The organism is Microbacterium sp. C23T (genome assembly GCF_053345975.1).
This window is the reverse complement of record NZ_JBKFBD010000002.1, coordinates 60,550-86,424: the sequence shown is the minus strand read 5'-3', so window position 1 is coordinate 86,424 and position 25,875 is coordinate 60,550. Positions and strand designations below refer to the sequence as shown.

Here is a 25,875-nt window from a genome sequence, read left to right as displayed (position 1 = left end):
TCAGTCCTCTTCCTGGGGGTTGGCGTTGCTGTCTGCGTGTTCGCGGTGGAGCTGTTCGATGCGTTCTGCGAGGAAGCTCCAGGTCCTCCAGAACTCCGCGAGCTGGTCACGGCCCTGCGCGTTGAGGGAGTACACCTTGCGGGGCGGTCCCTTCTCCGACGGGACCTTCTCGACGTCGACGAGGCCGCGCTGCTCGACCCTGACCAGCAGGGCGTAGACGGTGCCCTCGGCGATGTCGGAGAAGCCCTGGTCCCGCAGCCACGAGGTGATCTCGTACCCGTAGGCGGGTCGTCCGGAGAGGATCGCGAGCACGATGCCCTCCAGCGTGCCCTTGAGCATCTCGGTCTCCTGCTTGCCCATCGCGCACCTCCTTCTGACTACTCAGTATTGTTGACTACTGGTAGACGGTAACACTAAGTACCGGTACTTAGCAACACCGATTAGTAGATGATTCGAATCCGCGGGTGTAATGTCCATCCGTCGCCAACGGAGGCGGCAGTGAGGACCATCGATGACCCAAGCCAGCTCACCGGTCGCGCCCGACGACCAGAGCACCCCTGAGCGTCACGATCTGCAGGCGGGCGGCGTCAGCGCCGCCGGCTCGATCGTGATGGCCGTCGCCGGAAGCGCTCCGGCCTACTCGATCGCCGCGACCACGGCGACCCTCGTCGGCGTCGCCGGGCTCGGCGCCCCCGCCGCACTGCTGTGGTGCGGCATCCCGATGCTCGGCATCGCCTGGGCCTTCCTGTACCTCGGCAGGGCCGACGTCAACGCCGGGGCGGCGTACTCGTGGGTGGCGAGAGCGCTCCATCCGGCGCTCGGCTTCCTCTCCGGGTGGGCGCTGGTGATCTCGGCGACGATCTTCATGGTCGCCGGCGCGCTTCCCGCCGGAGCGATGACCGTCTCGCTCTTCGATCCGTCCCAGGCCGAAAACGTGCCGCTCATCACCGGGGTCGGCGCGATCTGGTTCGTCATCATGGCGGCCTGCGTCTACTTCGGGGTGAACATCACCGCGCGCGCCCAGTGGATCATGTCGACGATCGAGGTCGGCATCCTGGTGATGTTCGCCGCGCTCGCGCTCTTCCGCGCCGCCACCACGAGCCACGACGGCCCGAACTTCTCCTGGGACTGGCTCGGCTTCTCACACCTCACCGGACCCGGCATCTTCGTCGGTGCGGCGCTGATCGCTGCCTTCTACTACTGGGGCTGGGACGTCAGCTCGAACCTCAACGAGGAGACCACCGACGGCCACAAGTCGGCAGGCGCCGCAGGACTCATCGGGGTGGGCATCGTCTTCGTGCTGTTCGAGATCTTCACGATCGCGACGCTCATCATGCTGTCGCAGGAGCAGATCGAAGCGAACAGCGCCAACATCCTGTCGGTGCTCGGCGATGTCATCTGGCCGGGGCTCGGAGGCAAGATCCTGATCATCGCGGTGGCCCTCTCGACGATCGCGACGCTCGAGACCACGCTCATCCAGGTCACCCGCTCGCTGTTCGCGATGGGCCGTGACCACACGATCCCGCGCGCGTTCGGTCGCGTTCACCCTCGGTGGAAGACTCCGACCTTCGCGACCATCGTGATCCTCCTCGTCTCGCTGCTGCTGTTCATCGGATCGAACTTCCTCGGCAGCGTGGGCGACATCATGGAGAACGCGATCCTGTCGATCGGCCTCCAGATCGCGTTCTACTACACGCTCGCCGGCGTCGCCGTCGTGGTCGCGTATCGGAGGGTGCTCTTCCACTCCGTCAAGAACTTCCTGCTGATCGGGCTGTGGCCCGCCTCAGGTGCGGTGTTCATGGGCTGGGCGTTCTTCGCGTCGATCCCGAGCAACGAGCCGATCGTGAACTGGCTCGGCATCGGGCTCATCGTGCTGGGTGTCGTGCCGCTCGTGCTCTTCTATCGCAAGGCGAAGGTCTACTACTCTCGCCGGCCTCTGGAACTGCCCGCCGAGCTCGACAAGAAGGCGCCCGTCGACGTCGATCTGCGCTCGCCCGAGCAGGTCGAGACGCTGCCCGACCCGAACACGCAGGTGATCAAGACTCTCGAAGAGGAGTGAGATGGAATGAGCGGATGCCTCGGGTACGAGGCATCCGCTCATCCATGCCTGGGTGGTGCCGGTGGTGGGAGTCGAACCCACACGCCCTTGCGGGCAACCGAGTTTGAGTCGGTCGCGTCTGCCATTCCGCCACACCGGCCCGCGCGCCATGCCGCGCGTCCGCGATTGACCATACCGTAGGATTCAATGGTGACTGAGCAGGAGCAGACCGCCGCATCGACGGCATCCACCCCCCGCCGCGTCGTGGTCGCCGAAGACGAGTCGCTCATCCGACTCGACATCGTCGAGATCCTCCGCGACAACGGATTCGACGTCGTCGGCGAAGCCGGAGACGGAGAGACCGCGGTGGCCCTCGCCACCGAGCTGCGTCCCGACCTCGTGATCATGGACGTCAAGATGCCGCAGCTCGACGGCATCTCGGCGGCCGAGAAACTCAGCAAGAACCACATCGCCCCGGTCGTGCTGCTCACCGCCTTCAGCCAGAAGGAGCTCGTCGAGCGCGCGAGCGAGGCCGGCGCCCTCGCCTACGTCGTCAAGCCGTTCACGCCGAACGATCTGCTGCCCGCGATCGAGATCGCGCTCGCCCGCTACGAGCAGATCATCACGCTCGAGGCCGAGGTCGCCGACATGGTCGAGCGCTTCGAGACCCGCAAGCTCGTCGACCGGGCGAAGGGCCTCCTCAACGAGAAGATGGGCCTCTCGGAGCCCGAGGCGTTCCGCTGGATCCAGAAGGCGTCGATGGACCGCCGCCTCACCATGCAGGATGTCGCGAAGGCGATCATCGAGCAGCTGGCGCCCAAGAAGGGCTGACCCCCACCACTTCACAAGAAGCGGATGCCTCGTGACGAGGCATCCGCTTCTTCCATTCCCGTGGAGGTTCAGACGGGCGGGAGTTCCTTGATGTGGTTCGTGATGCGCACGGTCGAGCAGCGGCGGCCAGCCTCGTCGGTGACGACGATCTCGTGGACGGCGAGCGTGCGACCGAGATGGACCGGTGTGCAGACGCCGGTCACGATGCCCGAGGTCGCCGAGCGCGTGTGCGTCGCGTTGATGTCGACGCCGACCGCGAGCCTGCCCGGACCCGCGTAGAGGTTCGCCGCCATCGAGCCGAGCGATTCACCCAGCACCACGTAGGCGCCGCCGTGCAGGAGGCCGACCGGCTGGGTGTTCCCCTCCACCGGCATCGTGGCCACCGCACGCTCGACGGAGAACTCGGTGAAGACGATCCCCATCTTCTCGGCCAGCGCGCCCATGCCGCGATTCGCGGCCCACGCGAGGCCGTCGACGGGGGAGGGGGAGTGCTCGGGCATGCGTCGCCTTCGGGGGTGCGGGGCGGGAGATCGGGTGTCGCCGGCCCTGACTAGGCTTGCAGGGTGACGGACTCCGCAAAGCCTACCCTTCTCGTCGTCGACGGCCATTCGCTGGCATATCGGGCGTTCTACGCCCTCCCCGTCGACAACTTCTCGACGAAGGACGGCCAGCACACGAACGGGATCTACGGGTTCCTCGCGATGCTGATCAACCTGATCAAGGCGGAGAAGCCGACCCACCTGGCGGTGGCTTTCGACACCTCCCGGCAGTCCTTCCGCACCCGCGAGTACACCGAGTACAAGGCGAACCGCTCCGAGACGCCGTCCGAGTTCAAGGGGCAGATCCCGCTCCTGCAGGACTGCCTCGCGGCGATGAGCATCCGCGTCCTCCAGCAGGAGGACATCGAGGCCGACGACATCCTCGCGACCCTCGCGACGCAGGGCTCGTCGCAGGGGTTCCACGTGCTCGTGTGCTCGGGCGACCGCGACACGATCCAGCTCGTGAACGACGACGTCACGCTCCTCTACCCGAACGTGCAGGGCGTCTCGCAGCTCAAGCGCTACGACCGCGACGCCGTCATCGAGCGCTACGGCGTGCCGCCCGAGCAGTACCCCGACATCGCGGCACTCGTCGGCGAGACGAGCGACAACCTGCCGGGTGTGCCGAAGGTCGGCGAGAAGACCGCCGTGAAGTGGCTCACCCAGTTCGGCTCGCTCGACGCGCTACTCGAGGGCGCCGACTCGATCAAGGGCGTCGTCGGCGGCAACCTGCGCGAGCACATCGAGGACGTCCGTCGCAACCGCCGCCTCAATCGGCTCCTGACCGACGTCGACCTGCCGCTCGGCCCCGACGACCTCGAAGTGCAGCCGATGGACGCGCAGGCAGTGCGCGACATCTTCTCTCGCCTCGAGTTCAAGACCCTCATCCCGCGCGTGGCGGAGCTCGCGGGCATCGAGCAGCAGATGGCCGCAGTCACCTCGGCTGCGGCCGAGCTCGCGCCCGTCGCGAAAGAGCTCGCGCCCGCCGACTTCGCCGCGTGGCTCGAGACCGCCACCGGCGAACTGGCGGTGACGATCGCGGCCGAGGGCGGGCTCCCGGCGCGCATCGGCGTCGCCACGAAGGATGCCGCGGCCGAGGCGTCGTGGACCCCCGAGCTCGCGGCGGCCCTCGCACCGTGGCTCACCTCCGACGCCCCCAAGGTCCTCGCCGACGCGAAGCCGCAGGTGAAGGCGCTGCGGCGTGCGGGCCTGCGCCTCGGCGGGCTCGCGTTCGACGTGATCCTCGCCGGGTGGCTGCTGCGCCCGAGCTTCCCCGACAAGACGCTCGCCGACCTCGTCGACCGCTACCTCGACGAGAAGCTGCCCGAGTCCGACCCGACGCAGCTCGTGCCCGAGACCGAGGGCGCGACGACCGGCCAGCTGTCCTGGTACCTGATGCGCGTGGCGGCCGCGGTGCGGGCAGAGCTTCCCGAGAGCGTGGCAGCCGTCCTCACCGACATCGAGCTGCCCACCCTCCACACCCTCGCCGACATGGAGCTCGCGGGAGTCGCGGTGTCGCACGCGACGCTGTCGCAGTTCTCCGGCGAACTCGGCACCCGTGCCGACGCGCTCGCGCAGGAGGCGTACGCGGCGATCGGCCGCGAGGTGAACCTCGGCTCGCCGAAGCAGCTGCAGGAGGTGCTCTTCGAGGAGCTGCAGCTGCCGAAGACCCGCAAGACCAAGACCGGCTACTCGACGGATGCTGCGGTCCTCGCCGATCTGCAGGAGACCAACCCCCATCCGTTCCTCGACCTGCTGCTCCAGCACCGCGAGGCGACGAAGCTGCGCCAGATCATCGAGTCGCTCGACAGCGCGATCGGCGGCGACCGCACGAGCGGAGCCGACGGCCGCATCCACACCACCTATGTGCAGACCGGAAGCCAGACCGGCCGCCTGTCGAGCACCGACCCCAACCTGCAGAACATCCCGATCCGCACGGAGGAGAGCCGACGCATCCGTTCGGCATTCACCGTCGGCGAGGGCTACGAGACGCTGCTCACGGCCGACTACTCGCAGATCGAGATGCGCATCATGGCGCACCTCTCCGAAGATCCGGGGCTCATCGAGGCCTTCAACTCCGGAGAAGACACCCACCGCTTCGTGGGCTCTCGCGTCTTCGGCGTCGCTCCCGAGGACGTGACCCCTGCGATGCGCACCAAGGTCAAGGCGATGTCGTACGGCCTCGTGTACGGCCTGTCGGCGTTCGGCCTGTCGAAGCAGCTGCGCATCGAGCAGGCCGAGGCGAAGCAGCTCATGATGGAGTACTTCGCCCGGTTCGGCGCGGTGCGCGACTACCTGCGCTCGTCGGTCGAGCAGGCGCGCATCGACGGGTACACCGAGACGATCTTCGGCCGCCGGCGCCCGTTCCCCGACCTCGCGAGCCCCAACCGCGTGCTGCGGGAGAACGCCGAGCGCGCGGCGCTGAACGCGCCGATCCAGGGCAGCGCGGCCGACATCATGAAGATCGCGCTCTTCCACATCCACGACGACTTCACCACGCAGGAGCTCGGCTCGCGCGTGCTGCTGCAGATCCACGACGAGCTCGTGATCGAGGTCGCTCCGGGGGAGTGGGACGCCGCCGAGCAGATCGTGCGCAGCCGGATGGGCGATGCCGCACAGCTGTCCGTACCGCTCGACGTGCAGATCGGCCGCGGCGACAACTGGGACGTCGCGGGTCACTGATCCTCGATCGTCGTCGGGGGCTCACGACACCGGGATTCTCGTTTGTCGGCACCGCGTCCCATGCCTAGGCTCGGTGCTATGACAGACGAAACCCGCACGCCCACGCAGATCGACAAGATCGCTGATGCGTGGGTCGACACCCTCGCCGAACTGGAACCCCGGATCGCCACCTACATCGGTCGCGACGAGTACAACGACCGGTTCGGCGACTACAGCCCCGCCGGCCAGGAGCGCCTGGTCGACGAAGGCCGCAAGACCCTCGCCGCGCTTCAGGCCGCGGACGAGGTCGACGACATCGACGTCGTCACGAAGGACGACCTCAGCCAGCAGATCCAGCTCGAGCTCGACCTGCACGACGCGAAGTGGCACCTGCGCGACCTCAACGTCATCGACTCGCACGCTCAGAACATCCGTGCGGTCTTCGACCTGATGCCGACCGCGACCGCCGACGACTGGTCGGTGATCGCCACGCGTCTCGGCGCGGTGCCCGGCGCGATCGACGGATACATCGAGACCCTCCGCGAAGGCGTCTCGCAGGGCGTGGTGCCCGCGCGCCGACAGGTCACCGAGGTCGCGACGCAGATCGCTCGCTACACCGCGGAGAACGGTTTCTTCGCGAGCTTCGCCGCCGAAGCCGCTCCCGAGGAGGGGCAGCTGCCTGCCTCGCTCGCGCGCGATCTCGCCGACAACGCCAACGCCGCGCGCGTCGCGTACGACCAGCTCGCAGCATTCCTCACGGGCGAGCTCGCCCCGGCGGCGTCGGACAAGGACGCCGTCGGCCGCGAGCTGTACGCGCTGCACTCGCGGCGCTTCCTCGGCGCCACGATCGACCTCGACGAGACCTACGAGTGGGGCATCGAGGAGCTCGCGCGCATGGTGGCCGAGCAGGAGTCGATCGCGAACGAGATCAAGGCCGGCGCCTCGGTCGAGGAGGCCGTCGCGTTCCTCGAGCAGGACGCCAGTCGCAAGCTCTACGGCACCGAGGCGCTGCAGAAGTGGATGCAGGAGACCAGCGACCGCGCCGTCGCCGAGCTCGGCAAGACCCACTTCGACATCGCGGAGCCCATCCGCAAGCTCGAGTGCATGATCGCGCCCACCAAGGAAGGCGGGATCTACTACACCGGCCCGACCGACGACTTCTCGCGTCCCGGCCGCATGTGGTGGTCGGTTCCCGAGGGCGTCGAGGAGTTCGACACCTGGCGCGAGCTCACGACCGTGTACCACGAGGGCGTTCCCGGGCACCACCTGCAGATCGCACAGGGCGTCTACAACCGCGCGCAGCTGAACACCTACCGCCGACTGCTCGGCGGCACCTCCGGTCACGCCGAGGGCTGGGCGCTCTACGCCGAGCGCCTGATGGAGCAGCTGGGCTACCTGTCGGACCCCGCCGACCGCCTCGGTATGCTCGACGGCCAGCGCATGCGCGCCGCCCGCGTCGTGCTCGACATCGGCGTGCACCTCGAGAAGCCGCGTCCCGACGGCCAGGGTCCGTGGGACGCCGACTTCGCGCTCGAGTTCATGCTGCGCAACGTCAACATGCCCGACGAGTTCGTGAAGTTCGAGGTCAACCGCTACCTCGGCTGGCCGGGCCAGGCGCCGTCGTACAAGGTCGGCCAGCGCATCTGGGAGCAGCTGCGCGACGAGGTCGCCGAGCGCGAGGGCGACGCCTTCTCGATCAAGCAGTTCCACAAGCGCGCGCTCGACCTCGGCGGTGTCGGACTCGACACCCTGCGGTCCGCGCTCTCGCGCTGACCCTTCGGCAGGCTCAGCGGCCGGCGTCCTCGTCGGTCGCTGAGCCTGTCGAGGCGGCGCGCAGCAGCGCCACGACTTCGGCGTCCGTCGTCTGGCGGAAGTCGTCGTAGTACTGGCCCACGGCCCAGAAGTCGGCTTCGCGGTAGGGGCACACGAACCCGTCCACGGCGTCCGCCGGCGGCTCCCACTGCTCCGGGGCGACGGGGACGGCCAGCACGACCCGCTCCGGGTCGCGTGCGCGCAGCGCGCGGCATGCCGCGATGGCGGTCGCGCCGGTGGCCACGCCGTCGTCGACGACGATCGCGGTCCGCCCCGACAGTTCGACGGACGCCGAGCCGAAGGCATCCGTCCGCCGTGCCAGCTCGTCGCGCTCCGCCGCCTCCACGCGCTCGAGATCGCGCGGCGTCATCCCCGCCCACCTCATCGCGCCCGGCGTGACGATGCGCACGCCCTCGGCTATCGCGCCCACGGCGTACTCCTCATGACCCGAGGCGCCGAGCTTGCGCACGACGACCGCGTCGAGCTCGAGTCCGAGCGCGTCGGCGACGGCCGCGGCCACGACGACGCCGCCCCGCGGGATGCCGAGGACCACGGCATCCGTTCCCCGCCATCGTTCGAGCTCTGCGGCGAGCTCGCGCCCGGCGGACCGGCGATCCGCGAACGGGATCATGCCTCCACGTTACGCTCGCGGGGTCCGGGCGTCGCGGGAATGCCGCGACCGCTCCGCCGGTTCATGCAAGCGCATAGAAGGAGAAGCACACATGACCTCTGTCGATCCCGCCACGATCGAGCTCGGACTCGACACCTTCGGCGACGTGACCCGCGACGCCTCCGGCGAGCTGATCACCGGCGCGCAGACGATCCGCAATGTCGTCGAGCAGGCGGTGCTCGCCGATCGCGTCGGACTGTCGTTCTTCGGCGTGGGGGAGCACCACCGCCGCGAGTTCGCGGTGTCCAGTCCCGAGATCGTGCTCGCCGCCGCCGCGGCGCGCACGGAGCGCATTCACCTCGGAACCGCCGTCACCGTGCTGTCGAGCGATGACCCGGTGCGCGTCTTCGAGCGGTTCGCGACCCTGGATGCGGTCTCGAACGGCCGCGCCGAGGTCATCCTCGGCCGGGGGTCGTTCATCGAGTCGTTCCCGCTGTTCGGCTACGACCTCCGCGATTACGAGACGCTGTTCGACGAGAAGCTCGACCTCTTCTCGCACCTCCTGACCGAGAAGCCCGTCACGTGGGACGGAACCCTGCGGGCGTCCCTCGATGCCGCAGACGTGTTCCCCAAGACCGAGAACGGCCTGCGCGCGTGGGTCGGCGTCGGCGGCACCCCGGAGTCGGCGGTGCGCGCCGCACGCTACGGGTACGGCCTCATGCTCGCGATCATCGGCGGGCCGGCCGGGCGCTTCGCGCCCTTCGCCGAGCTGTACCGCCGGTCGCTCGACACTTTCGAGCAGCCGCAGCTGCCGGTCGGGGTGCACTCGCCGGGCCACGTCGCCGAGACGGATCAGCAGGCGTGGGACGAGGCGTACGAGGGCTTCGAGGCGATGAACAACTCCATCGGGCGCGAACGCGGCTGGCCGACGTACAACCGCCTGCGCTTCCAGCACGACGTGGGACCCGAGGGGGCGCTCTACGTGGGCTCGCCCGAGACCGTCGCCCGCAAGATCGCCGACACGGTGCAGACGCTCGGCGCGTCCCGCTTCGACATGAAGTTCTCGACGGGCACGCTGTCGCACGAGAAGATGATGCGCTCGATCGAGCTGTTCGGCACCGAGGTCGTGCCTCGCGTGCGCGACATGCTGTCGTGAGCCCCGCCGGGGTTCCGGCATCCGTAGCATGACGCTATGACGGATGCCGCAACCCGCGCGTCGTCGACGCTCTCGGAGCGCCTCGACCGCCTGCCGTTCACCCGCAAGCACCTGCGCGTGCTCACCGGATCGGGGATCGGGTGGGCGCTGGACGCGATGGACGTCGGACTCATCTCCTTCATCATCGCGGCGCTCGCGGCCCAGTGGAGTCTGACGCCGACCGAGGCCAGCTGGATCGCCTCGGTCGGGTTCGTGGGCATGGCCATCGGTGCGAGCGTCGGTGGACTCCTTGCCGACCGGTTCGGGCGTCGCCAGGTGTTCGCGCTGACCCTCCTCGTCTACGGGGTCGCGACGGGTGCGAGCGCGCTCGTCGGCGGCCTCGCCGCACTCCTCGTGCTGCGGTTCCTCGTGGGGCTAGGGCTCGGCGCCGAGCTGCCGGTCGCGAGCACGTACGTGAGCGAATTCGCTCCCGCGCGTATGCGCGGGCGTCTGATCGTGATCCTCGAGGCGTTTTGGGCGGTCGGGTGGACCCTGGCCGCGCTGATCGGCTACTTCGTGATCCCCGCATCGGAGAACGGCTGGCGCTGGGCGTTCGCGCTCGGCGCGATCCCCGCGGCGTACGCGCTCATCGTGCGCTGGGGCCTGCCCGAGTCGGCGCGCTGGCTCGAGCGGCGCGGGCGCTTCGGTCAGGCGGAGTCGGTCGTGCGCTCCTTCGAGGATGCCGCAGGTGCCGCCGCGGTGCCCGTGTCAGGGCGGCCCACGGTTCCCCCCGCCGCCGCGACCTCACTGGGTCAGCGGCTCGGCACCCTGTGGTCGGCCGAGTTCCGCGTCCGCACCGCATGCCTGTGGCTGGTGTGGTTCTGCGTCAACTTCTCGTACTACGGCGCGTTCATCTGGATCCCGTCGATCCTCGTGACGCAGGGGTACGACCTCGTGCGGTCGTTCGGCTTCACCCTGATCATCACGCTCGCGCAGCTGCCCGGTTACGCGGTGGCCGCGTGGCTCATCGAGGTGTGGGGGCGCCGCGCGACCCTCTCGGTCTTCCTCGTGGGTTCCGCGGTGTCGGCGATCTTCTTCGGAACCGCGACCGGAGCGGGCGGCGTCATCGCGGCGGGTATGGCGCTGTCGTTCTTCAACCTCGGCGCATGGGGCGCACTGTACGCGGTGACCCCCGAGATGTACCCGACGTCGCTGCGCGCCACCGGCTCGGGGTGGGCGGCCGGCGTCGGGCGCATCGCGTCGATCGTCGCGCCGCTGGTCGTGCCGCCGCTCCTCGTCGCGGGCGGCGCGCCCGTGCTGTTCGTCGTGTTCGCGGTCTTCTTCGCCGTGGCCGCCGCGGCGGCGTGGGGGCTCGCGGACCGGCGCGGCGTCGCGCTCGACGACCGCTGACGATGGCCGGTCGCGCGCTCCGCCGGACGTAGGCTTGAGCCCGTGGCATCCGTTCGATACGTCGCGATCGGCGACTCCTTCACCGAGGGCGTGGGCGACGAGCTCCCCGACGGACACGTGCGCGGCTGGGCCGATCTCGTGGCGGAGGGGTGGGCGAACACCACCGGCGAGAGCGTCGAGTACGCCAACCTCGCGATCCGCGGCAAGCTCGTGTGGCCCATCGTCGAGCAGCAGCTCGAGCCGGCGCTCGCGCTGAAGCCGACGCACCTGTCGTTCAACGGCGGCGGCAACGACATGCTGCGCCCCCGTACCAGCGTCGCCCACGTGCTCGCCGCCTTCGAGACGGTGCTGCGCCGCTGCGACGAGGAGGGCGTCCAGCTCATCGTGCTCTCGGGGGCGAATCCGACGGCCCAGCTGCCGCTGAAGCGCGTGATCCAGCGGCGCGGCGACCTCCTGTCGCACGCCGTCGAGGCACGTCTCGCCGCCCGCACCGATGTCGTCCAGGCGTACAACTGGTTCGACGAGGAGCTGGCGACGCCGCCGTACTGGTCCGAGGACCGCCTGCACATGAACGCGCGCGGACACCACCGCGTCGCCGCGCGGGTGCTGAGCTCACTCGGTGTCGAACCTGTGCCGGAGTGGTGGTCGCAGCCGCCCCTGCCCCCGATGGGACCCCGTGGCGCCGCCTACTACCGCGAGCACGTCGGCCCGTGGGTACGCCGACGGCTGGCGGGCACGTCGTCCGGCGACGGCCGCGAACCGAAGTTCGGTCAGTGGACCGAGATCGCCCCGACCGTCCGCTGACCGACGGTCACGGGGCGGCCGCGTCGACCCGCGCGTACTCGGACCCCGACCGCGTGCGCTCGAGCAGGGCCGCGTCGACGAGGTAGCGGCGGAGCACCGCGACATCGCCGGTGAAGGGCGCGAGCCGCTCGTTCGTCTGCTTCTCGGTGAGCACCTCGCCGGCGCGGAACGCCCGATCGGCGATCCATCGCAGCAGCTCGTCACGATCGCCTTGCTGGGCAGGGTAGCGGTCGATGCGTCCGTCGGTAGTGAGGAAGCGCTGCGGCCCCCAGGGCTTCGCCGGCGGGCTCTCCGCGAGGAGCGCGCGCACCGCCGCGTCGTCGAACTCGACGGCTCCCGATGCGTTCTCGTGCACGAGGCCGAGCTCGGTCAGCCGCTCCACGGCCCGACGGCGCCGGGCCTCGGACAGGGGCTCCGCACCCATGCTCTCGGCCAGCACCGACCGCAGATCGGGGTTGAGCAGCGCCGCGAGCACCCCGCGCCAGCGCTCGCTCACGCAGCGCCGCCGGTCACCGCGTAGGTGAGTTCGGCGAATGCGCCTGCCTGTCGCACGGCGGTGAGTTCCAGTCGATCGGGGCCGAGGCTGCGGGGGAGGAGTGGCTTGCCCGACGGCAGCGTCGCGGGCGCGATCGAGACGCGGATCTCGTCGAGCAGGCCCGCATCGGCGAACTGGCCCGCGAGGTCGCCGCCGCCGACGATCCACACGTCGCGGTCGCCTGCCGAATCGCGGATCTGCGGCCACACCTCGCGCACGTCGCCCGAGGCGAACCGGATGTCGACGCCCGGAACCACGGGCTGCTCCTTGCTCGTGAACACCCAGGTGGGGCGGTCGCCGTAGTACGACGGCCACTTCTCCGGGTGGGCGACGAGGTCCTCGTGCTCGAGCACCCACCGGTACGTCGACGAACCCTGAACCAGCACGCCGATGTCCGCGAGGAACCGCTGGAAGTCCTCGTCGCCGCCTTCGCCGCCCGGTGCGGCGAACAGCCACTCCAACGAGTCCTGGTCGTCGGCGAGGAAGCCGTTGAGCGTGGTGGCGGTGTAGAAGACGACGCGAGGCATGCGGTCACCGTAGCGCGCATCTCCGACAAAGGGTTGACGAGGTATTCAACCAAGTAGTACTGTACTGATCAGTTGAATACGGAGGCGAGATGACCGATGCACTGAGCCGCACGTTCGCGGCCCTCGCCGATCCGACTCGTCGCGCGATGCTCGCGCGCCTGAGTCGGGGCGAGGCGACGGTGGGGGAGCTCGCGGAGCCTTTCGACATGACGTTCGCCGCCGTGTCGAAGCACCTCCGTGTCCTCGAGGGAGCGGGGCTCGTCACGCGTGGCCGCAACGCCCAGTACCGGCCGGCCCGGCTGGACGCGCGACCTTTGGCGGCAGCATCCGTCTGGATCGGCGGATATGCGCAGTTCTGGGAGGACAGTCTCGGCGCCCTCGATCAGTACCTCAACGCCCTGCAGCAGCTCGGCGCTCCCCGCACGACACCGACCGGCGGCCCCGCCGCACCCACCGAGAAGGAGAACGACCATGACTGAGTACTTCACCGTCACCCGCACCCTGCAGGCTCCCCGGGAGCTGGTGTTCGAGACGTTGACCAAGCCCGAACACTTCGCCGTGTGGTTCGGCACCGCGGCCGTGGAGGTGCCGCAGGACAGCCTCACGATGGACGTGCGTCCCGGCGGCGCCTTCCGCGCCGTGATGCTGCTGCCCGACGGCAACCGCATCGACTGGGCGGGGGAGTACAAGGTGGTCGAGCCGCCGTCGCACCTCGCGATGACGCTGACGGACCAGCCCGGTGACGATGCAGGGCTGCCCGTCCTCTTCGACCTGGAGGAGGCCGGCGACGGCACCGTGCTCACGATCCGCCAGGACCGCAGCGACTTCTCCGACGAGCAGGTCGCCGCGACGATCGCCGGCTACGACTCGTTCATCGACGACATCGAGCGCGTGCTGGAGCGCCTCCAGACCGCCTGAGCGGTGTCGTCACAGCGCGCCCGGACGGCGCAGCGCGCTCATCGCGAGCACGCTGCCCGCCCGGGCGCTCTCGCAGGGGTCCCCGCCGGCCAGCGCCGCCACGATGTACCCCGCGGCGAAGGCATCGCCCGCACCTGTCGAATCGAGCACGTCCTCGACCCTGTCGACGGGCACCGCGGTCGTCGCGCCGTCCGCGGAGACGAGCACGGGCTCCGCGCCCCGCTTGACCACGTACACGCCCGCCGGCGCGACCCCGAGCTCCTCCGCGGCGGCCGCTTCGTCCGCATTCGCGAAGACCACGTCAGGCTCGAGCTCGTCCAACAGGCGACGCAGCCGTTCGCCGCCCAGCGCGCGCATCGTCGCGACACTCGACAGGTCGAGGCTCGCGCGGGCGCCCCGCGCTGCCGCGTGGATCGCGGCATCCGTCACCGCCCGCGCGGAGCCGGGCGACGCGAAGCCGTACAGCGGCAGATGCACCCAGTCGGCGTCGGAGATCCACTCGGGATCGATGCGGTCGAGCTCCGCTGCCGCGCCACGGTCGGTGATCATGGTGCGCTCACCGACGGCATCGACGAGCACGACGATCGAGCCCGTGCGACCGTGCCGCTGCACCCGGGCGTCGACGCCGAGGGCCTCGAGCTCGCCCACGAGCGCGATGGCCAGTGTGTCGTCTCCGACGCGGCCGATGAAGCGGGACGGATGCTGCGCCGCAGCCGCCGCTGCGACGTTCGCGGCGCTTCCGCCCCGCGTCAGACGCACTTCGGCCGGGTTGTCGGTGCCCCGCTCGAGCGTCGCGCCGCCGAGGACGATGAGGTCGGCGACGAGGTCGCCGATGACGACGAGCATCAGTCGTCGCCGGCGAGTGCCCGCGCGATGCGGGCGCCGAGGTCGACGTTGCCGCGGTACACCGCGACGTTCACCTCCAGGCTGCGTCCTGCCGTCTCACGCTGGAAGAAGTCGAGCAGGAACGGAGTCGTGTCGTGTCCCGTCACGCCCTGCGCGTCGGCCGCGGCGAGCGCTCGCGTCAGCACGTCGTCGTGCAGCGCCGGGTCGAGCTGGCGGTCGGCGCCGACGGGGTTCGCGACCAGCAGGGTCGACGAGATGCCCAGCGCGTCGCGGGTGCGCGCGATCGCGGCGATCTCGGCGGGGGAGTCCACCGAGTACTCCACGTCGTGACCGGAGTCGCCGACGTAGAAGCCGGGGTAGTCGGTGGTCCGGTAGCCGACCACGGCGAGGTTCAGCGTCTCGAGCCGCTCGAGAGTGAGCGCGATGTCGAGGATCGACTTGACGCCGGCACTCACCACCACGAGCGGGAGTCCTGCCAGGGTCGGCAGGTCGGCGGACTCGTCGAAGGTCTGCGCGGCGCCCCGGTGCACTCCGCCGAGCCCGCCTGTCGAGAACACCCGCACGCCCGCCCGCGCCGCGAGGTGCGCGGTCGCGGCCACGGTCGTACCCGCGCTGAGCCCCTTGACCACGGCGACGGGCACGTCGCGCACGCTCGCCTTGACCGCGCCGTCGGCGGTCGAGAGGCGCTCGATCTCGTCGGGCGACAGGCCGACGGTGGGGCGTCCGTCGACGATCCCGATCGTCGCCGGCACGACGCCGAGAGCCCGGACGCGGGCCTCGGCTTCCAGGGCGACCGTGAGATTGCGCGGGCGCGGGAGGCCGTGCGTGAAGATCGTGGACTCGAGCGCTAGCACGGGATCGCCCGAGGCGACGGCGTCCCGCACCTCCGGCGCGATGACGAGGGGATCGGACACGGGCATCCTTTCGATCCGGGCAGTTCATCCGACCCGGACAGGGACACAGTATCGAGCGGATGCCGCCACCCGGGCGCTCAGCCGCGCGGGCGGCGCCTCACGCGGGGCGGATCCATCCCGAGGCGGATGCGCGTGCGCTTGCGCTCGATGACGATGAAGATGCTGCCGAGCGCCCACAGCGGCACCTGCATCAGGAACGCGAGACGGAAGGCATCGAGGTTGTACGTCGCGGGCGTTCCCGCACCCTGCAGGTCGAGCGCGAGGCCGATCAGGAGGATCGCGAGGAGTGCCGCGAGGAATCCGCCCGCGTTCGTGACCCCGGTCGCGGTGCTGAGGCGGTGCGACGGATTGTGCGTGCGGGCGTGGTCGAACGCGATCATCGACGCGGGGCCACCCGTCGCGAGAGCCACGGCGAGCGCGAGCAGGAGCCACAGCGGCGCCGGTCCCGGGTAGGCGATCACGACGAGCCAGGCGATCGCCTGCACGGCGACGGTGGGCAGCACGAGCGCCCGCGAGCGCAGGTGCGGGATGCGCCGCGACAGCTCGCCCATGATGGGTCCGAGCGCCATGCCCACGACGACGTACAGCGACATGATCGACGCGGCTTCGGCCGTCGTGCGCCCCTCGCCTGCGGTGAGGAACGGCATGCCCCACAGCAGCACGAACGCGGTTCCCGCGAACGGGGTCGTGAAGTGCGACCAGAAGGCCAACCGTGTGCCCGGGTGCGCCCAGGCCGCACGAATGCCGACCCCCGTGTCGACCGACGACGTCACGACCCGGATCGCGCCGGTGTCGGTGTCGACCGACACGTCCTCATCGCGGTCCGGCGGGTGGTTGCGGATGAGCAGGAAGACGAGGATGGCGAACAGCACGCCGAGCCCGGCGATGCTGCCGAACGTGATGGTCCAGCTGGTGGCGTGCAGCAGCGCCGCGAGCGGGATCAGCGCCACCAGCTGCCCCGCCTGACCCACGATGCCGGTGAGCTGCACCATGATCGGGCCGCGCTGCGCCGGGAACCACGTCGCGATGAGTCGCAGCACACCGGGGAAGATCGCCGCGTCTCCCGCGCCCAGCAGCATGCGCGCGAGGATCGCCACGCCGACGCTGGGGGAGATGGCCATGGTCAGCTGTCCCGCCGCCATCAGCAGCATCCCGACCGTCATGATCGGCCGCGCGCCGTACCGGTCGAGAAGGACGCCGATCGGGATCTGCATCCCGCCGTACACGGCGAGCTGCACCACCGCGAACATCGACAGGGTCGCGGCATCGGCGTCGAAGCGCGCCGCGGCGTCCACGCCGACCGCGCTCAGGGACGAGCGGTTGGTGATCGCGAGGACGTAGGCGGCGACGCCGACCGCCCAGATCACCCAGGCATATGCTCCCGGCCCCGTCGCGCGAGGACGGGACAGACTGTGCACCCTTCCACAGTAGTCACCGCGACGGATGCCTCCGCCTGCGTCCGCCCGCCCAGTGAGCCGGGGAGGCGCCGGCATCCGGCGAAGGATGACGGCAGCATCCGCTCGCTGTCAAGCCCCTCCCTGACGTTCTGCGGCTCCACCAGGCTGAAATGCGGGACAACCGGTCCCGCATCAGGGGAGGGCGCACGCGCACCCCCGGAAAGGAGCTTCGCATGAGCATCGGCGCAGGAATCGTGCTGTTCGCAATCGGAGCCGTCATCGCGTTCGCGCTCAACGTGCAGGTCGACTGGGTGAACCTCGACATGCTGGGCTACATCCTCATGGGCGCCGGCGTGGTCATCTTCCTTGTCGGTCTGGTGCTGATGATGCGTCGCCGGCGGTCGGACGTCGTCACCCACACCGCAGTCGACCCCGTCTCCGACTCCCAGGTCACCCGGAGGACCACTCGCACCCCCGACGACACCGCCGGGCTGTGACGGACGCTTCGGCCGCGGGCGCTGCGGCGCTCGCGGCCGAAGTCATGCGCGGTCAGTCCGCGACGTTCGCCGGCTCGATGGCCGCGCGGAACGCCTCGAACCCGCGCATCTCGATCGGCGCGCCCAGTGCCGCGGCGTGATCGGCGCGGAGGGACTCCCAGCGCTCGCGCGACATCACGAAGCGGTTGTGGAGCACGGGGACACCTTCGCGAGCGACACGGAAAGCGCCGTCGGCCTCATAGCCCACGCGCCGTGACACGGCATTCGACGGGCCGTTGTCGACGAAGGCGCCCGACGTCGCCTCTCTCGCCCCCAGGCCTTCGAACGCGAAGTGGAGGGCAAGCATCCGCATGCGCGTGCCGATCCCACGTCCCTGATGGGCGTGGCCCAGCCACGATCCGGTCGTCACGCGGCGCAGCACCGGCCACTCGCTCGCCGTCAGGCCCTGGACGCCGGCCGGGATCCCGTCGTGCAGAACCGCGAACTCGAGCACGAACGCATCGGGGGAGATGCGGTTGCGGATGCCCCACTGGAACGTGAGAACGCTCCGCGCGACCTCCTCCGCCGTGCCGCGCGACCAGGGGTGCTCGAACGGCATCATCTCAGGATCATGGATGCCTCGACCCGCGAGTTCTGCGAGCTGCACGAGCAATCCGTCGTCGATCCAGCGAAGTTCGAGGTCGCCCGCGCGCACCGACACCCCCGAGGCGGGCCAAAGGCGGGCGAGCGCGCCGGTGTGCGGCATCCCGGAAGTCTGACAGACGGCTGGTGCACCGAGGTAGAGTGACCATGCGCCCACTATGAATGGGCGAATGCCCACTAGGAGTCCGAATGCCCACCGGCCATGCGATTCACGATGCTCGCGGCGTCCTGCTCGATGCGGGGTTCAGGATCCTGGCCGCACACGGCGCAGCCGCGCTCACCAGCAGGTCGGTGACCGAGACGTCCGGCGTCGCGAAGGGTGTGCTCCATCGCCACTTCGAGGACTTCGATGCCTACGTCGCAGCACTCGTCGCAGAGGAGGCGATCCGCATCCAGGCGATCGAGCCACGCGTCGCGGATTCTGCCGCGGCGGCGACCACGGATGTGATCGAGCAGACCTTCACACCGACGATGCTCGGGCTCGTGAGCCTCGTCATCGGCCGCGACGGCGTGCGGCGGCGCGTCGGCGACGGTTCGCCCGGCATCCCGCTGCTCGGCGATGCGACGACCGCGGTCGCAGACGTCCTGGCCGCGGGTCGGGAGGTCGGGTGGATCCGGAAGGACGCCGACGTCCCCGTTCTGGCATTGGCGCTTGCAGGCAGCGCCTATCTCCTGTCTGCGGGAGCGTCGGGCGCCCTCCCGGATCACGACGCCGTGAGGGAAGTCGTCGAGTCGATCCTCGCGGCGTCCCTCTGAACCCGCCGGACGAGCGACACGCTCGCTACTCGCGCTCGACCGGCAGCCACAGGTCGCACGTCGCGGTGCTGAAGTCAGGAGAGCGGTCGAGCACCGCCACGATGGACGGACCCGGCCGCAGTCGCCAGGGGTTCGACGGGAACCAGTCGCTCGCCGTCGCGGCCCAGGTCGATTGAAGCGCTGCAGGGTACGGGCCTTCCGTGCGGAAGACCGCCCACGCACCGGCCGGAACCTCGATCACGTCGAGATCATCAGGCGGGGAGGTATCCTCACCGACCGCGACGCCGTGGAGGTAGGTCAGCTCGCTGCCTTCGGTGTAGTCGGGGTCGACGTCGGCACTTACCTGCAGGAGCCCGGCGGGCTCGGTGCTGCTCAGGCCCTTGAGCCGGACGTGCTCGGTGACGGGCAGGGCGGCGATGTGGGCCTGGATGTGCGGATTGACGCCCTCGTGGATGAGGGGCACGCGGGCGGCATGACCGATCAGCAGGAAGGCCGGTCGGTCGGCGATACGGGTGTCCATGGGTGTGTTCCCTTCTACGGTCAGGCGGAACCTGAGCTGCGGTTGCGATCGAAGGGGACCCCCGTCGCGGCGCACGTCAGCGGGGCTCGCCCCGTGCACCGACCGGAACGCACGACCGAACGCCTCGGTGGAGCCGTAGCCGTGGCGCACCGCGATGTCGAGCAGCTCGCCGTCGCCGAGCACGTCGGCGGCCGCGACGGCCATCCGCCGACGCCGGATGTACTCCGACAGCGGCATGCCCGCGAGCGACGAGAACATGCGGCGCACGTGGTACTCGGTGGTACCGAGGCCGGCGGCCAGTGCGGCGAAGTCGACGTCGTCTGACAGGTCGGCCTCGACGAGCTCGATCACCCGGTTGAGAATCGCGATCACGGTTCCTCCTTCGACTACCAGCCTCGTCGGGCGCGCATGGACGCGCCCGACTATCGCGGTCCGATTCGATCGTGCCGTACCGGATGTCAGAAGGGCGGGTTCTCCGGCGGTTCTGCGATCCGGTCGAGCAACGCGCGGACGCGCTCTCGCAGACCCGCGAACGGGTTCGTGGTGCGATGCCCGCTCGGGAATGCGACCTCGATGCTGCCGTCTTCCCGCCTCTGATGTCGGAGCAGCGTGGTGTCTTTCAGCGCGTGGTCCGGGTCGCACAGCGGATCGAGGTTGGCGATGCCGGTCTCACCGCGGCCAGGGCCGTGATAGGCACAGTGGTGATCGATGTCTCCCTCGATCGCGAGGCGGTCGCAACCGTCTCGCGCGCACGTGCCATGCACCAGAGCCAGCCACTCTCGTTGAGCACGGGTGGCCTTCCGTGCCCGCCGGTCCATGTCCAGGATGACGCCGGTGACCGGATCGGTGATCACCCTGGTGAATGCGCCGGCGTCGAGCAGCATCTGCCGTGCAGTGGCATCGTCGATCGGGCCGACTCCGGGGATCAGGCAGTCACTGTTCAGATCGAGACCCCCGACCGCGACGGCGGGAGCGGGGACGCGGACGCTCGCCCGCGCCGCAGGAGCGAGCCGGTCGAGGGGAACGGTCACGAGCACCTTCGGCTTCAGTCGTGTGACGTCGCCGCCCATCAGCATGTCGGCGAAGAGATCCGCGCGGATCTGCCCCGTCGTGCGACCGTCGCGCTGGACCGCAGGCATCTGCTTCGCCGTCAGCGAGAGAGCGCCGTCGAAAGCGTGCGCACGATCTGTCGGGACCATCGCGTACACCCACGACATGCCGTCGGCCACGTCCTCGACGTACACCGCACGGCGAGCGAAGGCGGCCGCGTGCCGCTGGGTGCGGGTGCACGCCGTGAGCCGGTCGGCGACCAGCCGGGCTTGCCGGCGGGTGCCGCTGACCGTGGACGCCAGCGCGATGTCGCGCATCAGATCATCGAAGTCGCCGACCACATCGGGAACACCTTCGAAGAGCGGCAGCTGGGCGAGCACCGCCTTCACGTGAGCGATCGATATGAGCCCATCGCGCGCCGCCTGCCATACGCGGGGGAGTTGCGCGAGGGCCCGCTGCGCGACGGCGGCCGACGACCGCACTTCCCCCTCCGTCAGCCGCAGCCGCGAAGCCGCCTCGAGAGCCGCGCACCGCTCCGCCAATGCGGCATCGCCGCCGAGCGGCGGAAACCCTCCGGCCAGACCTGGATCGAAGTCCACGTTCACGTACAGCTCAGGGTGTGCGCGCGCGAAGTCGAGCAGATCGGCGAGATGCTCGCACTGCCGTGCTGCGCGCCTGTTCGCTTCGAACTGCGCGGACTCCGCGTCCCAGAACAACTCCTTGAGCACGAATGCGTCGTCCACCTGCTCGAGGGTGGGCGAGGAGGCTTCCATAGATCGAGTTTAGTACATATCTTCTAGTTGCGGTAGACCGGACTGCAACTACATTCGAAGATGAACCGCTCGCTAGTACCCCAGCAACTGACACCCAATGTGACAATCGAGCCCCACCGGGCCGGGGAGAGCAGCCCAGTATGCGCAGGTCGTTCTCCAACGGCGAGTCCGCGGGTCGAAACCTGTAGACGGGGGGGGGGAGTAGCTCAACGCCTTCGAGTTCAAACCAACTGTCGATCCCATCGAACAGACCGCCGGGAGACTCCGCGTCGCGTCGCGAGCTTCCAGCGTGCGGGATCGACAGCGCCCGCGACACGCCGTCAAGTCGCGAGCTTCCAGCGTGCGGGATCGACAGCGCCCGCGACAGCCGCCACGTCGTCCACATCGTCCGCGCGCGCACGACGCCACAGATGCCCAGCGCCGACGCGATCGATCTCACGAACCGCAGGCCAGCACCGATTTCAGGGGAGCGTCGTGAGGTTCCTGCATCCGCACGGTCTGAGATCGAGTTGACATAATGTGCATTATCGGCCTTGATTCACAGCGACCAGAAAGCACCCCTTTCGGCCCTCGCGCCAGAAGGGGTGCTCAGAAGGGGTTCTGGGAAGAAGTCCGCCGCGGAGCGCCGCCCTGTTGCGCAGTCCACCGCAGCACAGCGTCACAGAGTCAACCGGATGACTTTCTCTGACCGCGTTACACCGCTGTAGTTCGCGCACGCCGCGGTCGCAGCATCCGTCGTCATCCGGCGAATTCACGGATGAACAGCGTCTGCGCGACGATCCTCCGCTCGAGCCCCTCAGACGACGTCAGACCACCCAGCCCCCGTCCCGCATGAGCACGCGGCCGGTCAGCTCGTTCGACTCGCGCCACGCCTGGACCCGCGTCGGCCGCAGCACGAGGAACACGTAGCCGGGCAGCCCGCGCGGGTCCCAGTCGGCCTGCGCCGCGTACGCCTCGCCGAGCGATGCGTCGTCGTCCACGCCCGCCGACCGCTCGAGCACGACGTCGAGCATCGCCACGTCGCGCGTCGGGCCGACCGCGAGCCGCGCGGCCCCGGACGCACCGAGGTTGCGCGCCGTCACCGAGCCGCCGTCCAGCGCGATGACGGCCCGGTCTCCGATCCACGCGAGCGACAGCGGCACGAGATACGGCGCCGCTTCCGGAGAAGCCGTCGCCACCCAGACATCGGCCGCCGGAGCCGTCAGCGCCGCGAGCAGATCGGCTTTGCGGGTCACGCGATCACGGGGTTCAGACATCCGTTGCTCCTTGGTCTCGGCGGGTGTCAGTCTGTCAGACGGTGACGCGCGATTCGCTCCCCAGAGAACGATTTCCTAGGCTCGAAGCATGCTGGAGTCGCTCATCGGGTTCGTCGTGGTGGGCGTGGCGATCCTCGTCGGGTGGATCCTCGGGCGCATCGACCTGCTCGGCGAGCACGCACGGCCGGTGCTCGCGCGCCTGACGTTCTTCGTGCTCTCGCCCTTCCTGCTGTTCGTCGTCCTCGCGCAGGCCGACGTCCACACGCTGTTCTCGGCGCTCCTCCCGGTGTCGGCGATCGCGGCCGTGGCGGTCATCCTCGTCTACGCGGTCATCGCCCGTCTCTTCTGGCGGCGCACCGTCGGCGAGACCGTGATCGGCGCGCTCAGCGCGGGTCAGGTCAACTCGAACAACATCGGCATCCCGCTGTCGCTGTACCTCCTCGGCAGCGCCGCGTATCCGGCGCCGGTGATCCTCATGCAGCTGCTGGTGTTCACCCCTATCACGATGGCGATCCTCGATGCCGTCACCACCGCCCGCGCCTCGCTCTGGCGCGCCGTGGTCAGGGTGGCGACCAACCCGATCGTGGTCGGCTCCGTCTTGGGCACGCTCGTCTCGGTGCTGGGGATCGAGCTGCCGCCCGTCGTGATGGAGCCGGCGATGCTCATCGCGAACGCCTGCGTGCCGATCCTCCTGATCGCCTACGGCATCTCGCTGCACGGGCAGCGCGTGCTCGGCGCGTCGGGGCGCCGGCGCGACATCGTCCTCGCGACGACCCTGAAGCTCATCGCCATGCCGGTGATCGCCTGGGCCGTCGCCGAGTTCCTCTTCGGCCTCTCGGCGCACGACGTGCTCATCGTGACGGTGCTCGCCGCGCTGCCCACGGCCCAGAACGTGTTCAACTACTCGCAGCGGTACGACGTCGGCGAGACGATCTCGCGCGACACCGTGTTCCTCACGACGATCGGCTGCGTCCCGGTGCTGATCCTCGTCACCCTGCTGCTCGGCTGACCCGGCTCACCGGGCTAGGGCCGCGCGATCTCGTGCAGCATGCCCAGCACGAGCCGCATCCCGTCCCCGTCGCGCAGCACGGTGAAGAGCGTGTGCGTGCAGGAACGGCAGCGGACGATCGCCGCCGTCTCGTCGATCTCGACGACGGCCTCGGCGAGCGGCGAGGCGTCACCACACCCGCCGCACACGCCGACCAGCGCGGTGACGTCCGCGCCGAACACGTCCCACAGCATCCCCGCCGCCGCGTTGCCGTCGACGACGCTCGCGGCGTTCTCGGCACGCATCATGCACCTCCGAAGCGTTCGGTCCTGATTCGAGCAGGCTCATGGCCCAACCCGACGAGCGCGTCGGCGACGTGCTCGACGAACCCCGTGGGTCCGCACACGTAGACGATCGGCTCCCGCCCGGGCGCCCAGGTCGCCGCGCGCAGCGCGTCGTCGTCCAGCCTCCCGACCGGATCCGTCCACCCGTCGGGGGCCGCGCGGGTGTACCGCCACGTGACCCCCACTCCCCCGTCGCCGGTCAGCCGAGCCAGTTCATCGCGATATATCGCGTCCTCCGCCGTGCGGACGGAGTAGAGCAGACGGACGGATGCTGCCGCCCCGGCATCCGTCGCGGCCCGCACCATCGCCATCAGCGGCACGATTCCCGAGCCGCCGGCGATGAGCTGCACGGGCGCCTCTCCCCCGGGCCGCCACACGAAGTAGCCTCCGAGGGGTCCCTTGACCTCGAGCTCGTCGCCGGGCCGGACGTCCTCGACGAGATACGGCGACACCTCGCCGTCGGGGATCTCGTCGACCGCCAGCTCGATGGTCTCGGCGGGGCCGTACGAGCCGAGCGAGTACGACCGCACCGCCTGGTAGCCGTCCTCCGCGGTGAGCCGGATGTCGACGTGCTGACCCGCCGTGTTGCCCGGCCAGCCCGGCACCTGGAGCCGCAGGATGCGCGCCGACGGTGTCGCGTGCAGCGCTTCGAGGACGCGGCCGGGCCGCCAGCCGCCGACCGTCACCAATACCGTTCCTCGGTCCAGGGGTCGCCGTGCATGTTGTAGCCGTTCTGCTCCCAGAATCCGGGCTCGTCGTCCTGCATGAGGGTGAGCCCGCGCACCCATTTCGCGCTCTTCCAGAAGTACAGGTGCGGCACGAGCAGCCGCGCCGGCCCGCCGTGCTCGGGGTCGAGCGGCTCACCCTCGAACTCGAACGCGACCCACGCCTTCCCGCCGAGCAGGTCCTCCATGGGCACGTTGGTCGTGTAGCCGCCGTAGGAGTGCGCCATGGCGAACTCGGCGTCGGTCTCGACCGTGTCGAGCAGAGTGTCCAGCGACACGCCGCGCCAGGACGTGCCCAGCTTCGACCACCGCGTCACGCAGTGGATGTCGGTGTCGACGTCCTCGATCGGCAGGGCCATGAACTCGTCCCACGTCCATGAGACCGCGTCGCCGCCTTCGGTGCGGATGCCGAAGCGCCAGTCATCCTGCTCGATCCGCGGCGTCGGACCGGCCGACAGCACGGGAAAATCCTCTGTCAGATACTGCCCGGGTGGCAGCCGCGGATCGCTCTCGCGGCGACGCGCTCCGAACCCTCTCGACACGACGGCCATCGAAACCCTCCTCCTGCACGCCGCGCCGGCGCGCACGCTCACGGTCACGCACGCTCACGGTAGCGCGCCGCGACCCGCGGAGGCGATGGGCATCGGGCAACACACGTTCATGGTCGCTTGCAAGTTCGATGTGGGGTCTAAGCTTTAGCCGCACCACGTACAGGGAACTCTCAGAAAGGCCCCTCATGTCCACTGCATCCGAAGCCGAGAAGTCGGCCGTCAACGGAATCCGCACGGCGCTCGGCGTCGGCGGCGTCCTCGCCATCATCGTCGGCATCCTGATCCTGGTCTGGCCCGGCAAGACCGCCGCCGTCATCACGGCGATCATCGCGATCTACGCGATCGCCGCCGGCCTGGTCTACGCCGGTCTCGGGATCTTCTCGAAGACCAAGGGCGGCTGGGCGCGCGTCGGCCACATCGCGCTCGGCATCCTGTTCATCATCGCCGGCGTCGTGGCCCTCTTCAACCTGGGTCAGACCACCGCGTGGCTCGCGCTGTTCCTCGGCATCCTCATCGGAATCATGTGGATCGTCGAAGGCATCGTCGCGCTGTCGACGCTGGGCGACGCGTCGTCGAAGGGCTGGTCGATCTTCTTCGCCATCCTGAGCATCATCGCCGGTATCGTCGTGCTCTTCGCGCCGGTCTGGGGCGTCGCGATCCTCTGGTGGATCCTCGGCATCTCGCTCGTCGTGCTCGGCATCATCAACGTCGTCCGCGCCTTCACCTTCAAGGGCGACATCTGATCCGCGCCTGAAACGTCGTCGGCCCCGGGAGCTTCCGCTCCCGGGGCCGACTC

General features: G+C 69.6%; 28 protein-coding genes and 1 tRNA gene. 13 read left to right on the top strand and 16 right to left on the bottom strand.

The genetic code is table 11. The features are described from left to right. Window positions 1–360, bottom strand: coding sequence for a PadR family transcriptional regulator (locus ACLBXX_RS01500; protein WP_447656520.1), 360 nt, complete (start codon window positions 358–360; stop codon window positions 1–3). Window positions 361–511: 151 nt separating this feature from the next. Here ACLBXX_RS01500 and ACLBXX_RS01495 point away from each other — a divergent pair, with 151 nt between their 5' ends. Continuing rightward, the gene (locus ACLBXX_RS01495) at window positions 512–2,059 is read left to right on the top strand and encodes an APC family permease (protein ID WP_447656519.1); all 1,548 of its coding nucleotides are present in this window, start codon (window positions 512–514) and stop codon (window positions 2,057–2,059) included. A gap of 53 nt (window positions 2,060–2,112) precedes the next feature. On the opposite strand, the gene ACLBXX_RS01490 is transcribed toward ACLBXX_RS01495, so the two are convergent. After that, window positions 2,113–2,198 (bottom strand) — tRNA-Leu (locus tag ACLBXX_RS01490). 47 nt (window positions 2,199–2,245) lie between these two features. On the opposite strand from ACLBXX_RS01490, the gene ACLBXX_RS01485 reads away from it, so the two are divergent. Beyond that, a complete protein-coding gene (locus tag ACLBXX_RS01485; RefSeq protein ID WP_109209425.1) occupies window positions 2,246–2,869 on the top strand; it encodes an ANTAR domain-containing response regulator in 624 nt (207 codons plus the stop codon). A gap of 68 nt (window positions 2,870–2,937) precedes the next feature. Here ACLBXX_RS01485 and ACLBXX_RS01480 read toward each other — a convergent pair whose 3' ends face one another. Further along, window positions 2,938–3,369: a hotdog fold thioesterase gene (locus tag ACLBXX_RS01480; RefSeq protein ID WP_447656518.1), complete on the bottom strand. Its 432-nt coding sequence runs from the start codon at window positions 3,367–3,369 to the stop codon at window positions 2,938–2,940. Window positions 3,370–3,432: 63 nt separating this feature from the next. Here ACLBXX_RS01480 and polA point away from each other — a divergent pair, with 63 nt between their 5' ends. Together polA and ACLBXX_RS01470 are read left to right on the top strand one after the other, a co-directional pair. Then, on the top strand, window positions 3,433–6,090 hold the full coding sequence (polA, locus tag ACLBXX_RS01475) for a DNA polymerase I (RefSeq protein ID WP_447656517.1): 2,658 nt from the start codon (window positions 3,433–3,435) through the stop codon (window positions 6,088–6,090). Between the two features lie 78 nt (window positions 6,091–6,168). Next, entirely contained in the window at window positions 6,169–7,842 is a 1,674-nt protein-coding gene (locus tag ACLBXX_RS01470) for a DUF885 domain-containing protein (RefSeq protein ID WP_387137871.1), read from the top strand. A 13-nt stretch (window positions 7,843–7,855) separates the two neighbouring features. On the opposite strand, the gene ACLBXX_RS01465 is transcribed toward ACLBXX_RS01470, so the two are convergent. Beyond that, on the bottom strand, window positions 7,856–8,512 hold the full coding sequence (locus tag ACLBXX_RS01465; RefSeq protein WP_447656516.1) for a phosphoribosyltransferase: 657 nt from the start codon (window positions 8,510–8,512) through the stop codon (window positions 7,856–7,858). 91 nt (window positions 8,513–8,603) lie between these two features. Here ACLBXX_RS01465 and ACLBXX_RS01460 point away from each other — a divergent pair, with 91 nt between their 5' ends. From ACLBXX_RS01460 to ACLBXX_RS01450, 3 genes are read left to right on the top strand one after another with little or no spacing between them, the layout of a single operon-like run. Then, entirely contained in the window at window positions 8,604–9,647 is a 1,044-nt protein-coding gene (locus ACLBXX_RS01460; protein ID WP_447656515.1) for an LLM class flavin-dependent oxidoreductase, read from the top strand. 36 nt (window positions 9,648–9,683) lie between these two features. After that, window positions 9,684–11,036, top strand: coding sequence for an MFS transporter (locus tag ACLBXX_RS01455; RefSeq protein ID WP_447656514.1), 1,353 nt, complete (start codon window positions 9,684–9,686; stop codon window positions 11,034–11,036). 42 nt (window positions 11,037–11,078) lie between these two features. After that, window positions 11,079–11,840, top strand: a complete 762-nt coding sequence (locus tag ACLBXX_RS01450; protein ID WP_387137884.1) for an SGNH/GDSL hydrolase family protein — start codon at window positions 11,079–11,081, stop codon at window positions 11,838–11,840. A gap of 7 nt (window positions 11,841–11,847) precedes the next feature. On the opposite strand, the gene ACLBXX_RS01445 is transcribed toward ACLBXX_RS01450, so the two are convergent. Together ACLBXX_RS01445 and ACLBXX_RS01440 are read right to left on the bottom strand one after the other, a co-directional pair. Next, window positions 11,848–12,336 carry a DUF2087 domain-containing protein gene (locus ACLBXX_RS01445; RefSeq protein WP_447656513.1) on the bottom strand — a complete coding sequence of 163 codons (489 nt, stop codon included), beginning with the start codon at window positions 12,334–12,336 and terminating at the stop codon, window positions 11,848–11,850. Further along, on the bottom strand, window positions 12,333–12,902 hold the full coding sequence (locus tag ACLBXX_RS01440; RefSeq protein WP_387137890.1) for a dihydrofolate reductase family protein: 570 nt from the start codon (window positions 12,900–12,902) through the stop codon (window positions 12,333–12,335). Before ACLBXX_RS01440 ends, ACLBXX_RS01445 begins: the two co-directional genes overlap by 4 nt. Window positions 12,903–12,991: 89 nt before the next feature. Between ACLBXX_RS01440 and ACLBXX_RS01435 the strand changes: the two genes are divergently transcribed. After that, window positions 12,992–13,381, top strand: a complete 390-nt coding sequence (locus ACLBXX_RS01435; protein ID WP_447656512.1) for an ArsR/SmtB family transcription factor — start codon at window positions 12,992–12,994, stop codon at window positions 13,379–13,381. Further along, entirely contained in the window at window positions 13,374–13,820 is a 447-nt protein-coding gene (locus ACLBXX_RS01430) for an SRPBCC family protein (RefSeq protein ID WP_447656511.1), read from the top strand. The genes ACLBXX_RS01435 and ACLBXX_RS01430 overlap by 8 nt, the downstream gene beginning before the upstream one ends. A gap of 9 nt (window positions 13,821–13,829) precedes the next feature. Here the strand turns inward: ACLBXX_RS01430 and ACLBXX_RS01425 are convergent, their stop codons facing one another. From ACLBXX_RS01425 to ACLBXX_RS01415, 3 genes are all read right to left on the bottom strand, one after another. Further along, window positions 13,830–14,666 carry a carbohydrate kinase family protein gene (locus ACLBXX_RS01425; RefSeq protein WP_447656510.1) on the bottom strand — a complete coding sequence of 279 codons (837 nt, stop codon included), beginning with the start codon at window positions 14,664–14,666 and terminating at the stop codon, window positions 13,830–13,832. Next, window positions 14,666–15,586, bottom strand: a complete 921-nt coding sequence (locus tag ACLBXX_RS01420; protein ID WP_447656509.1) for a pseudouridine-5'-phosphate glycosidase — start codon at window positions 15,584–15,586, stop codon at window positions 14,666–14,668. The genes ACLBXX_RS01425 and ACLBXX_RS01420 overlap by 1 nt, the downstream gene beginning before the upstream one ends. A 71-nt stretch (window positions 15,587–15,657) precedes the next feature. Then, on the bottom strand, window positions 15,658–16,947 hold the full coding sequence (locus tag ACLBXX_RS01415; protein WP_447656508.1) for an MFS transporter: 1,290 nt from the start codon (window positions 16,945–16,947) through the stop codon (window positions 15,658–15,660). A 263-nt stretch (window positions 16,948–17,210) separates the two neighbouring features. On the opposite strand from ACLBXX_RS01415, the gene ACLBXX_RS01410 reads away from it, so the two are divergent. Continuing rightward, entirely contained in the window at window positions 17,211–17,474 is a 264-nt protein-coding gene (locus tag ACLBXX_RS01410; protein WP_387137908.1) for a DUF6458 family protein, read from the top strand. 52 nt (window positions 17,475–17,526) lie between these two features. Here the strand turns inward: ACLBXX_RS01410 and ACLBXX_RS01405 are convergent, their stop codons facing one another. Then, a complete protein-coding gene (locus ACLBXX_RS01405; RefSeq protein ID WP_447656507.1) occupies window positions 17,527–18,219 on the bottom strand; it encodes a GNAT family N-acetyltransferase in 693 nt (230 codons plus the stop codon). 86 nt (window positions 18,220–18,305) lie between these two features. Here ACLBXX_RS01405 and ACLBXX_RS01400 point away from each other — a divergent pair, with 86 nt between their 5' ends. Further along, a complete protein-coding gene (locus ACLBXX_RS01400; protein WP_447656506.1) occupies window positions 18,306–18,872 on the top strand; it encodes a TetR/AcrR family transcriptional regulator in 567 nt (188 codons plus the stop codon). Window positions 18,873–18,897: 25 nt separating this feature from the next. Here the strand turns inward: ACLBXX_RS01400 and ACLBXX_RS01395 are convergent, their stop codons facing one another. From ACLBXX_RS01395 to ACLBXX_RS01385, 3 genes are all read right to left on the bottom strand, one after another. Then, window positions 18,898–19,764, bottom strand: coding sequence for a GyrI-like domain-containing protein (locus tag ACLBXX_RS01395; protein WP_447656505.1), 867 nt, complete (start codon window positions 19,762–19,764; stop codon window positions 18,898–18,900). A gap of 86 nt (window positions 19,765–19,850) precedes the next feature. Further along, window positions 19,851–21,215, bottom strand: coding sequence for a DUF222 domain-containing protein (locus ACLBXX_RS01390; protein WP_447656504.1), 1,365 nt, complete (start codon window positions 21,213–21,215; stop codon window positions 19,851–19,853). Between the two features lie 806 nt (window positions 21,216–22,021). Next, window positions 22,022–22,471, bottom strand: a complete 450-nt coding sequence (locus ACLBXX_RS01385; RefSeq protein ID WP_447656503.1) for a pyridoxamine 5'-phosphate oxidase family protein — start codon at window positions 22,469–22,471, stop codon at window positions 22,022–22,024. Between the two features lie 88 nt (window positions 22,472–22,559). Between ACLBXX_RS01385 and ACLBXX_RS01380 the strand changes: the two genes are divergently transcribed. Further along, window positions 22,560–23,480 carry an AEC family transporter gene (locus ACLBXX_RS01380; protein ID WP_447656502.1) on the top strand — a complete coding sequence of 307 codons (921 nt, stop codon included), beginning with the start codon at window positions 22,560–22,562 and terminating at the stop codon, window positions 23,478–23,480. A gap of 14 nt (window positions 23,481–23,494) precedes the next feature. Here the strand turns inward: ACLBXX_RS01380 and ACLBXX_RS01375 are convergent, their stop codons facing one another. Genes ACLBXX_RS01375 through ACLBXX_RS01365 form a run of 3 tightly spaced genes read right to left on the bottom strand, consistent with a single transcriptional unit; the run spans window position 23,495 to window position 25,079 of the window. Beyond that, window positions 23,495–23,767: a DUF6510 family protein gene (locus ACLBXX_RS01375; protein ID WP_447656501.1), complete on the bottom strand. Its 273-nt coding sequence runs from the start codon at window positions 23,765–23,767 to the stop codon at window positions 23,495–23,497. Further along, window positions 23,764–24,489: a ferredoxin reductase gene (locus tag ACLBXX_RS01370; protein ID WP_447656500.1), complete on the bottom strand. Its 726-nt coding sequence runs from the start codon at window positions 24,487–24,489 to the stop codon at window positions 23,764–23,766. Before ACLBXX_RS01370 ends, ACLBXX_RS01375 begins: the two co-directional genes overlap by 4 nt. Further along, complete coding sequence (locus ACLBXX_RS01365) at window positions 24,486–25,079, bottom strand: sulfite oxidase-like oxidoreductase (protein WP_082496893.1); 594 nt, start codon at window positions 25,077–25,079, stop codon at window positions 24,486–24,488. Before ACLBXX_RS01365 ends, ACLBXX_RS01370 begins: the two co-directional genes overlap by 4 nt. 185 nt (window positions 25,080–25,264) lie before the next feature. Between ACLBXX_RS01365 and ACLBXX_RS01360 the strand changes: the two genes are divergently transcribed. Then, the gene (locus ACLBXX_RS01360) at window positions 25,265–25,822 is read left to right on the top strand and encodes an HdeD family acid-resistance protein (RefSeq protein WP_056367218.1); all 558 of its coding nucleotides are present in this window, start codon (window positions 25,265–25,267) and stop codon (window positions 25,820–25,822) included. The last annotated feature ends 53 nt before the right edge of the window (window positions 25,823–25,875 follow it).

What these genes read in the sequence shown, in the direction of transcription:
- ACLBXX_RS01425 (WP_447656510.1), bottom strand. Translation starts at nt 14,666, where the DNA reads ATGCTCGTCGTCATCGGCGACCTCGTCGCCGACCTCATCGTCCTCGGC.
- ACLBXX_RS01495 (WP_447656519.1), top strand. Translation starts at nt 512, where the DNA reads ATGACCCAAGCCAGCTCACCGGTCGCGCCCGACGACCAGAGCACCCCT.
- ACLBXX_RS01435 (WP_447656512.1), top strand. Translation starts at nt 12,992, where the DNA reads ATGACCGATGCACTGAGCCGCACGTTCGCGGCCCTCGCCGATCCGACT.
- ACLBXX_RS01405 (WP_447656507.1), bottom strand. Translation starts at nt 18,219, where the DNA reads ATGCCGCACACCGGCGCGCTCGCCCGCCTTTGGCCCGCCTCGGGGGTG.
- ACLBXX_RS01390 (WP_447656504.1), bottom strand. Translation starts at nt 21,215, where the DNA reads ATGGAAGCCTCCTCGCCCACCCTCGAGCAGGTGGACGACGCATTCGTG.
- ACLBXX_RS01470 (WP_387137871.1), top strand. Translation starts at nt 6,169, where the DNA reads ATGACAGACGAAACCCGCACGCCCACGCAGATCGACAAGATCGCTGAT.
- ACLBXX_RS01485 (WP_109209425.1), top strand. Translation starts at nt 2,246, where the DNA reads ATGGTGACTGAGCAGGAGCAGACCGCCGCATCGACGGCATCCACCCCC.
- ACLBXX_RS01400 (WP_447656506.1), top strand. Translation starts at nt 18,306, where the DNA reads ATGCCCACCGGCCATGCGATTCACGATGCTCGCGGCGTCCTGCTCGAT.
- ACLBXX_RS01410 (WP_387137908.1), top strand. Translation starts at nt 17,211, where the DNA reads ATGAGCATCGGCGCAGGAATCGTGCTGTTCGCAATCGGAGCCGTCATC.
- ACLBXX_RS01440 (WP_387137890.1), bottom strand. Translation starts at nt 12,902, where the DNA reads ATGCCTCGCGTCGTCTTCTACACCGCCACCACGCTCAACGGCTTCCTC.
- ACLBXX_RS01480 (WP_447656518.1), bottom strand. Translation starts at nt 3,369, where the DNA reads ATGCCCGAGCACTCCCCCTCCCCCGTCGACGGCCTCGCGTGGGCCGCG.
- ACLBXX_RS01380 (WP_447656502.1), top strand. Translation starts at nt 22,560, where the DNA reads ATGCTGGAGTCGCTCATCGGGTTCGTCGTGGTGGGCGTGGCGATCCTC.
- ACLBXX_RS01465 (WP_447656516.1), bottom strand. Translation starts at nt 8,512, where the DNA reads ATGATCCCGTTCGCGGATCGCCGGTCCGCCGGGCGCGAGCTCGCCGCA.
- ACLBXX_RS01385 (WP_447656503.1), bottom strand. Translation starts at nt 22,471, where the DNA reads ATGTCTGAACCCCGTGATCGCGTGACCCGCAAAGCCGATCTGCTCGCG.
- ACLBXX_RS01430 (WP_447656511.1), top strand. Translation starts at nt 13,374, where the DNA reads ATGACTGAGTACTTCACCGTCACCCGCACCCTGCAGGCTCCCCGGGAG.
- ACLBXX_RS01460 (WP_447656515.1), top strand. Translation starts at nt 8,604, where the DNA reads ATGACCTCTGTCGATCCCGCCACGATCGAGCTCGGACTCGACACCTTC.
- ACLBXX_RS01500 (WP_447656520.1), bottom strand. Translation starts at nt 360, where the DNA reads ATGGGCAAGCAGGAGACCGAGATGCTCAAGGGCACGCTGGAGGGCATC.
- ACLBXX_RS01420 (WP_447656509.1), bottom strand. Translation starts at nt 15,586, where the DNA reads ATGCCCGTGTCCGATCCCCTCGTCATCGCGCCGGAGGTGCGGGACGCC.
- ACLBXX_RS01455 (WP_447656514.1), top strand. Translation starts at nt 9,684, where the DNA reads ATGACGGATGCCGCAACCCGCGCGTCGTCGACGCTCTCGGAGCGCCTC.
- ACLBXX_RS01360 (WP_056367218.1), top strand. Translation starts at nt 25,265, where the DNA reads ATGTCCACTGCATCCGAAGCCGAGAAGTCGGCCGTCAACGGAATCCGC.
- ACLBXX_RS01375 (WP_447656501.1), bottom strand. Translation starts at nt 23,767, where the DNA reads ATGATGCGTGCCGAGAACGCCGCGAGCGTCGTCGACGGCAACGCGGCG.
- ACLBXX_RS01365 (WP_082496893.1), bottom strand. Translation starts at nt 25,079, where the DNA reads ATGGCCGTCGTGTCGAGAGGGTTCGGAGCGCGTCGCCGCGAGAGCGAT.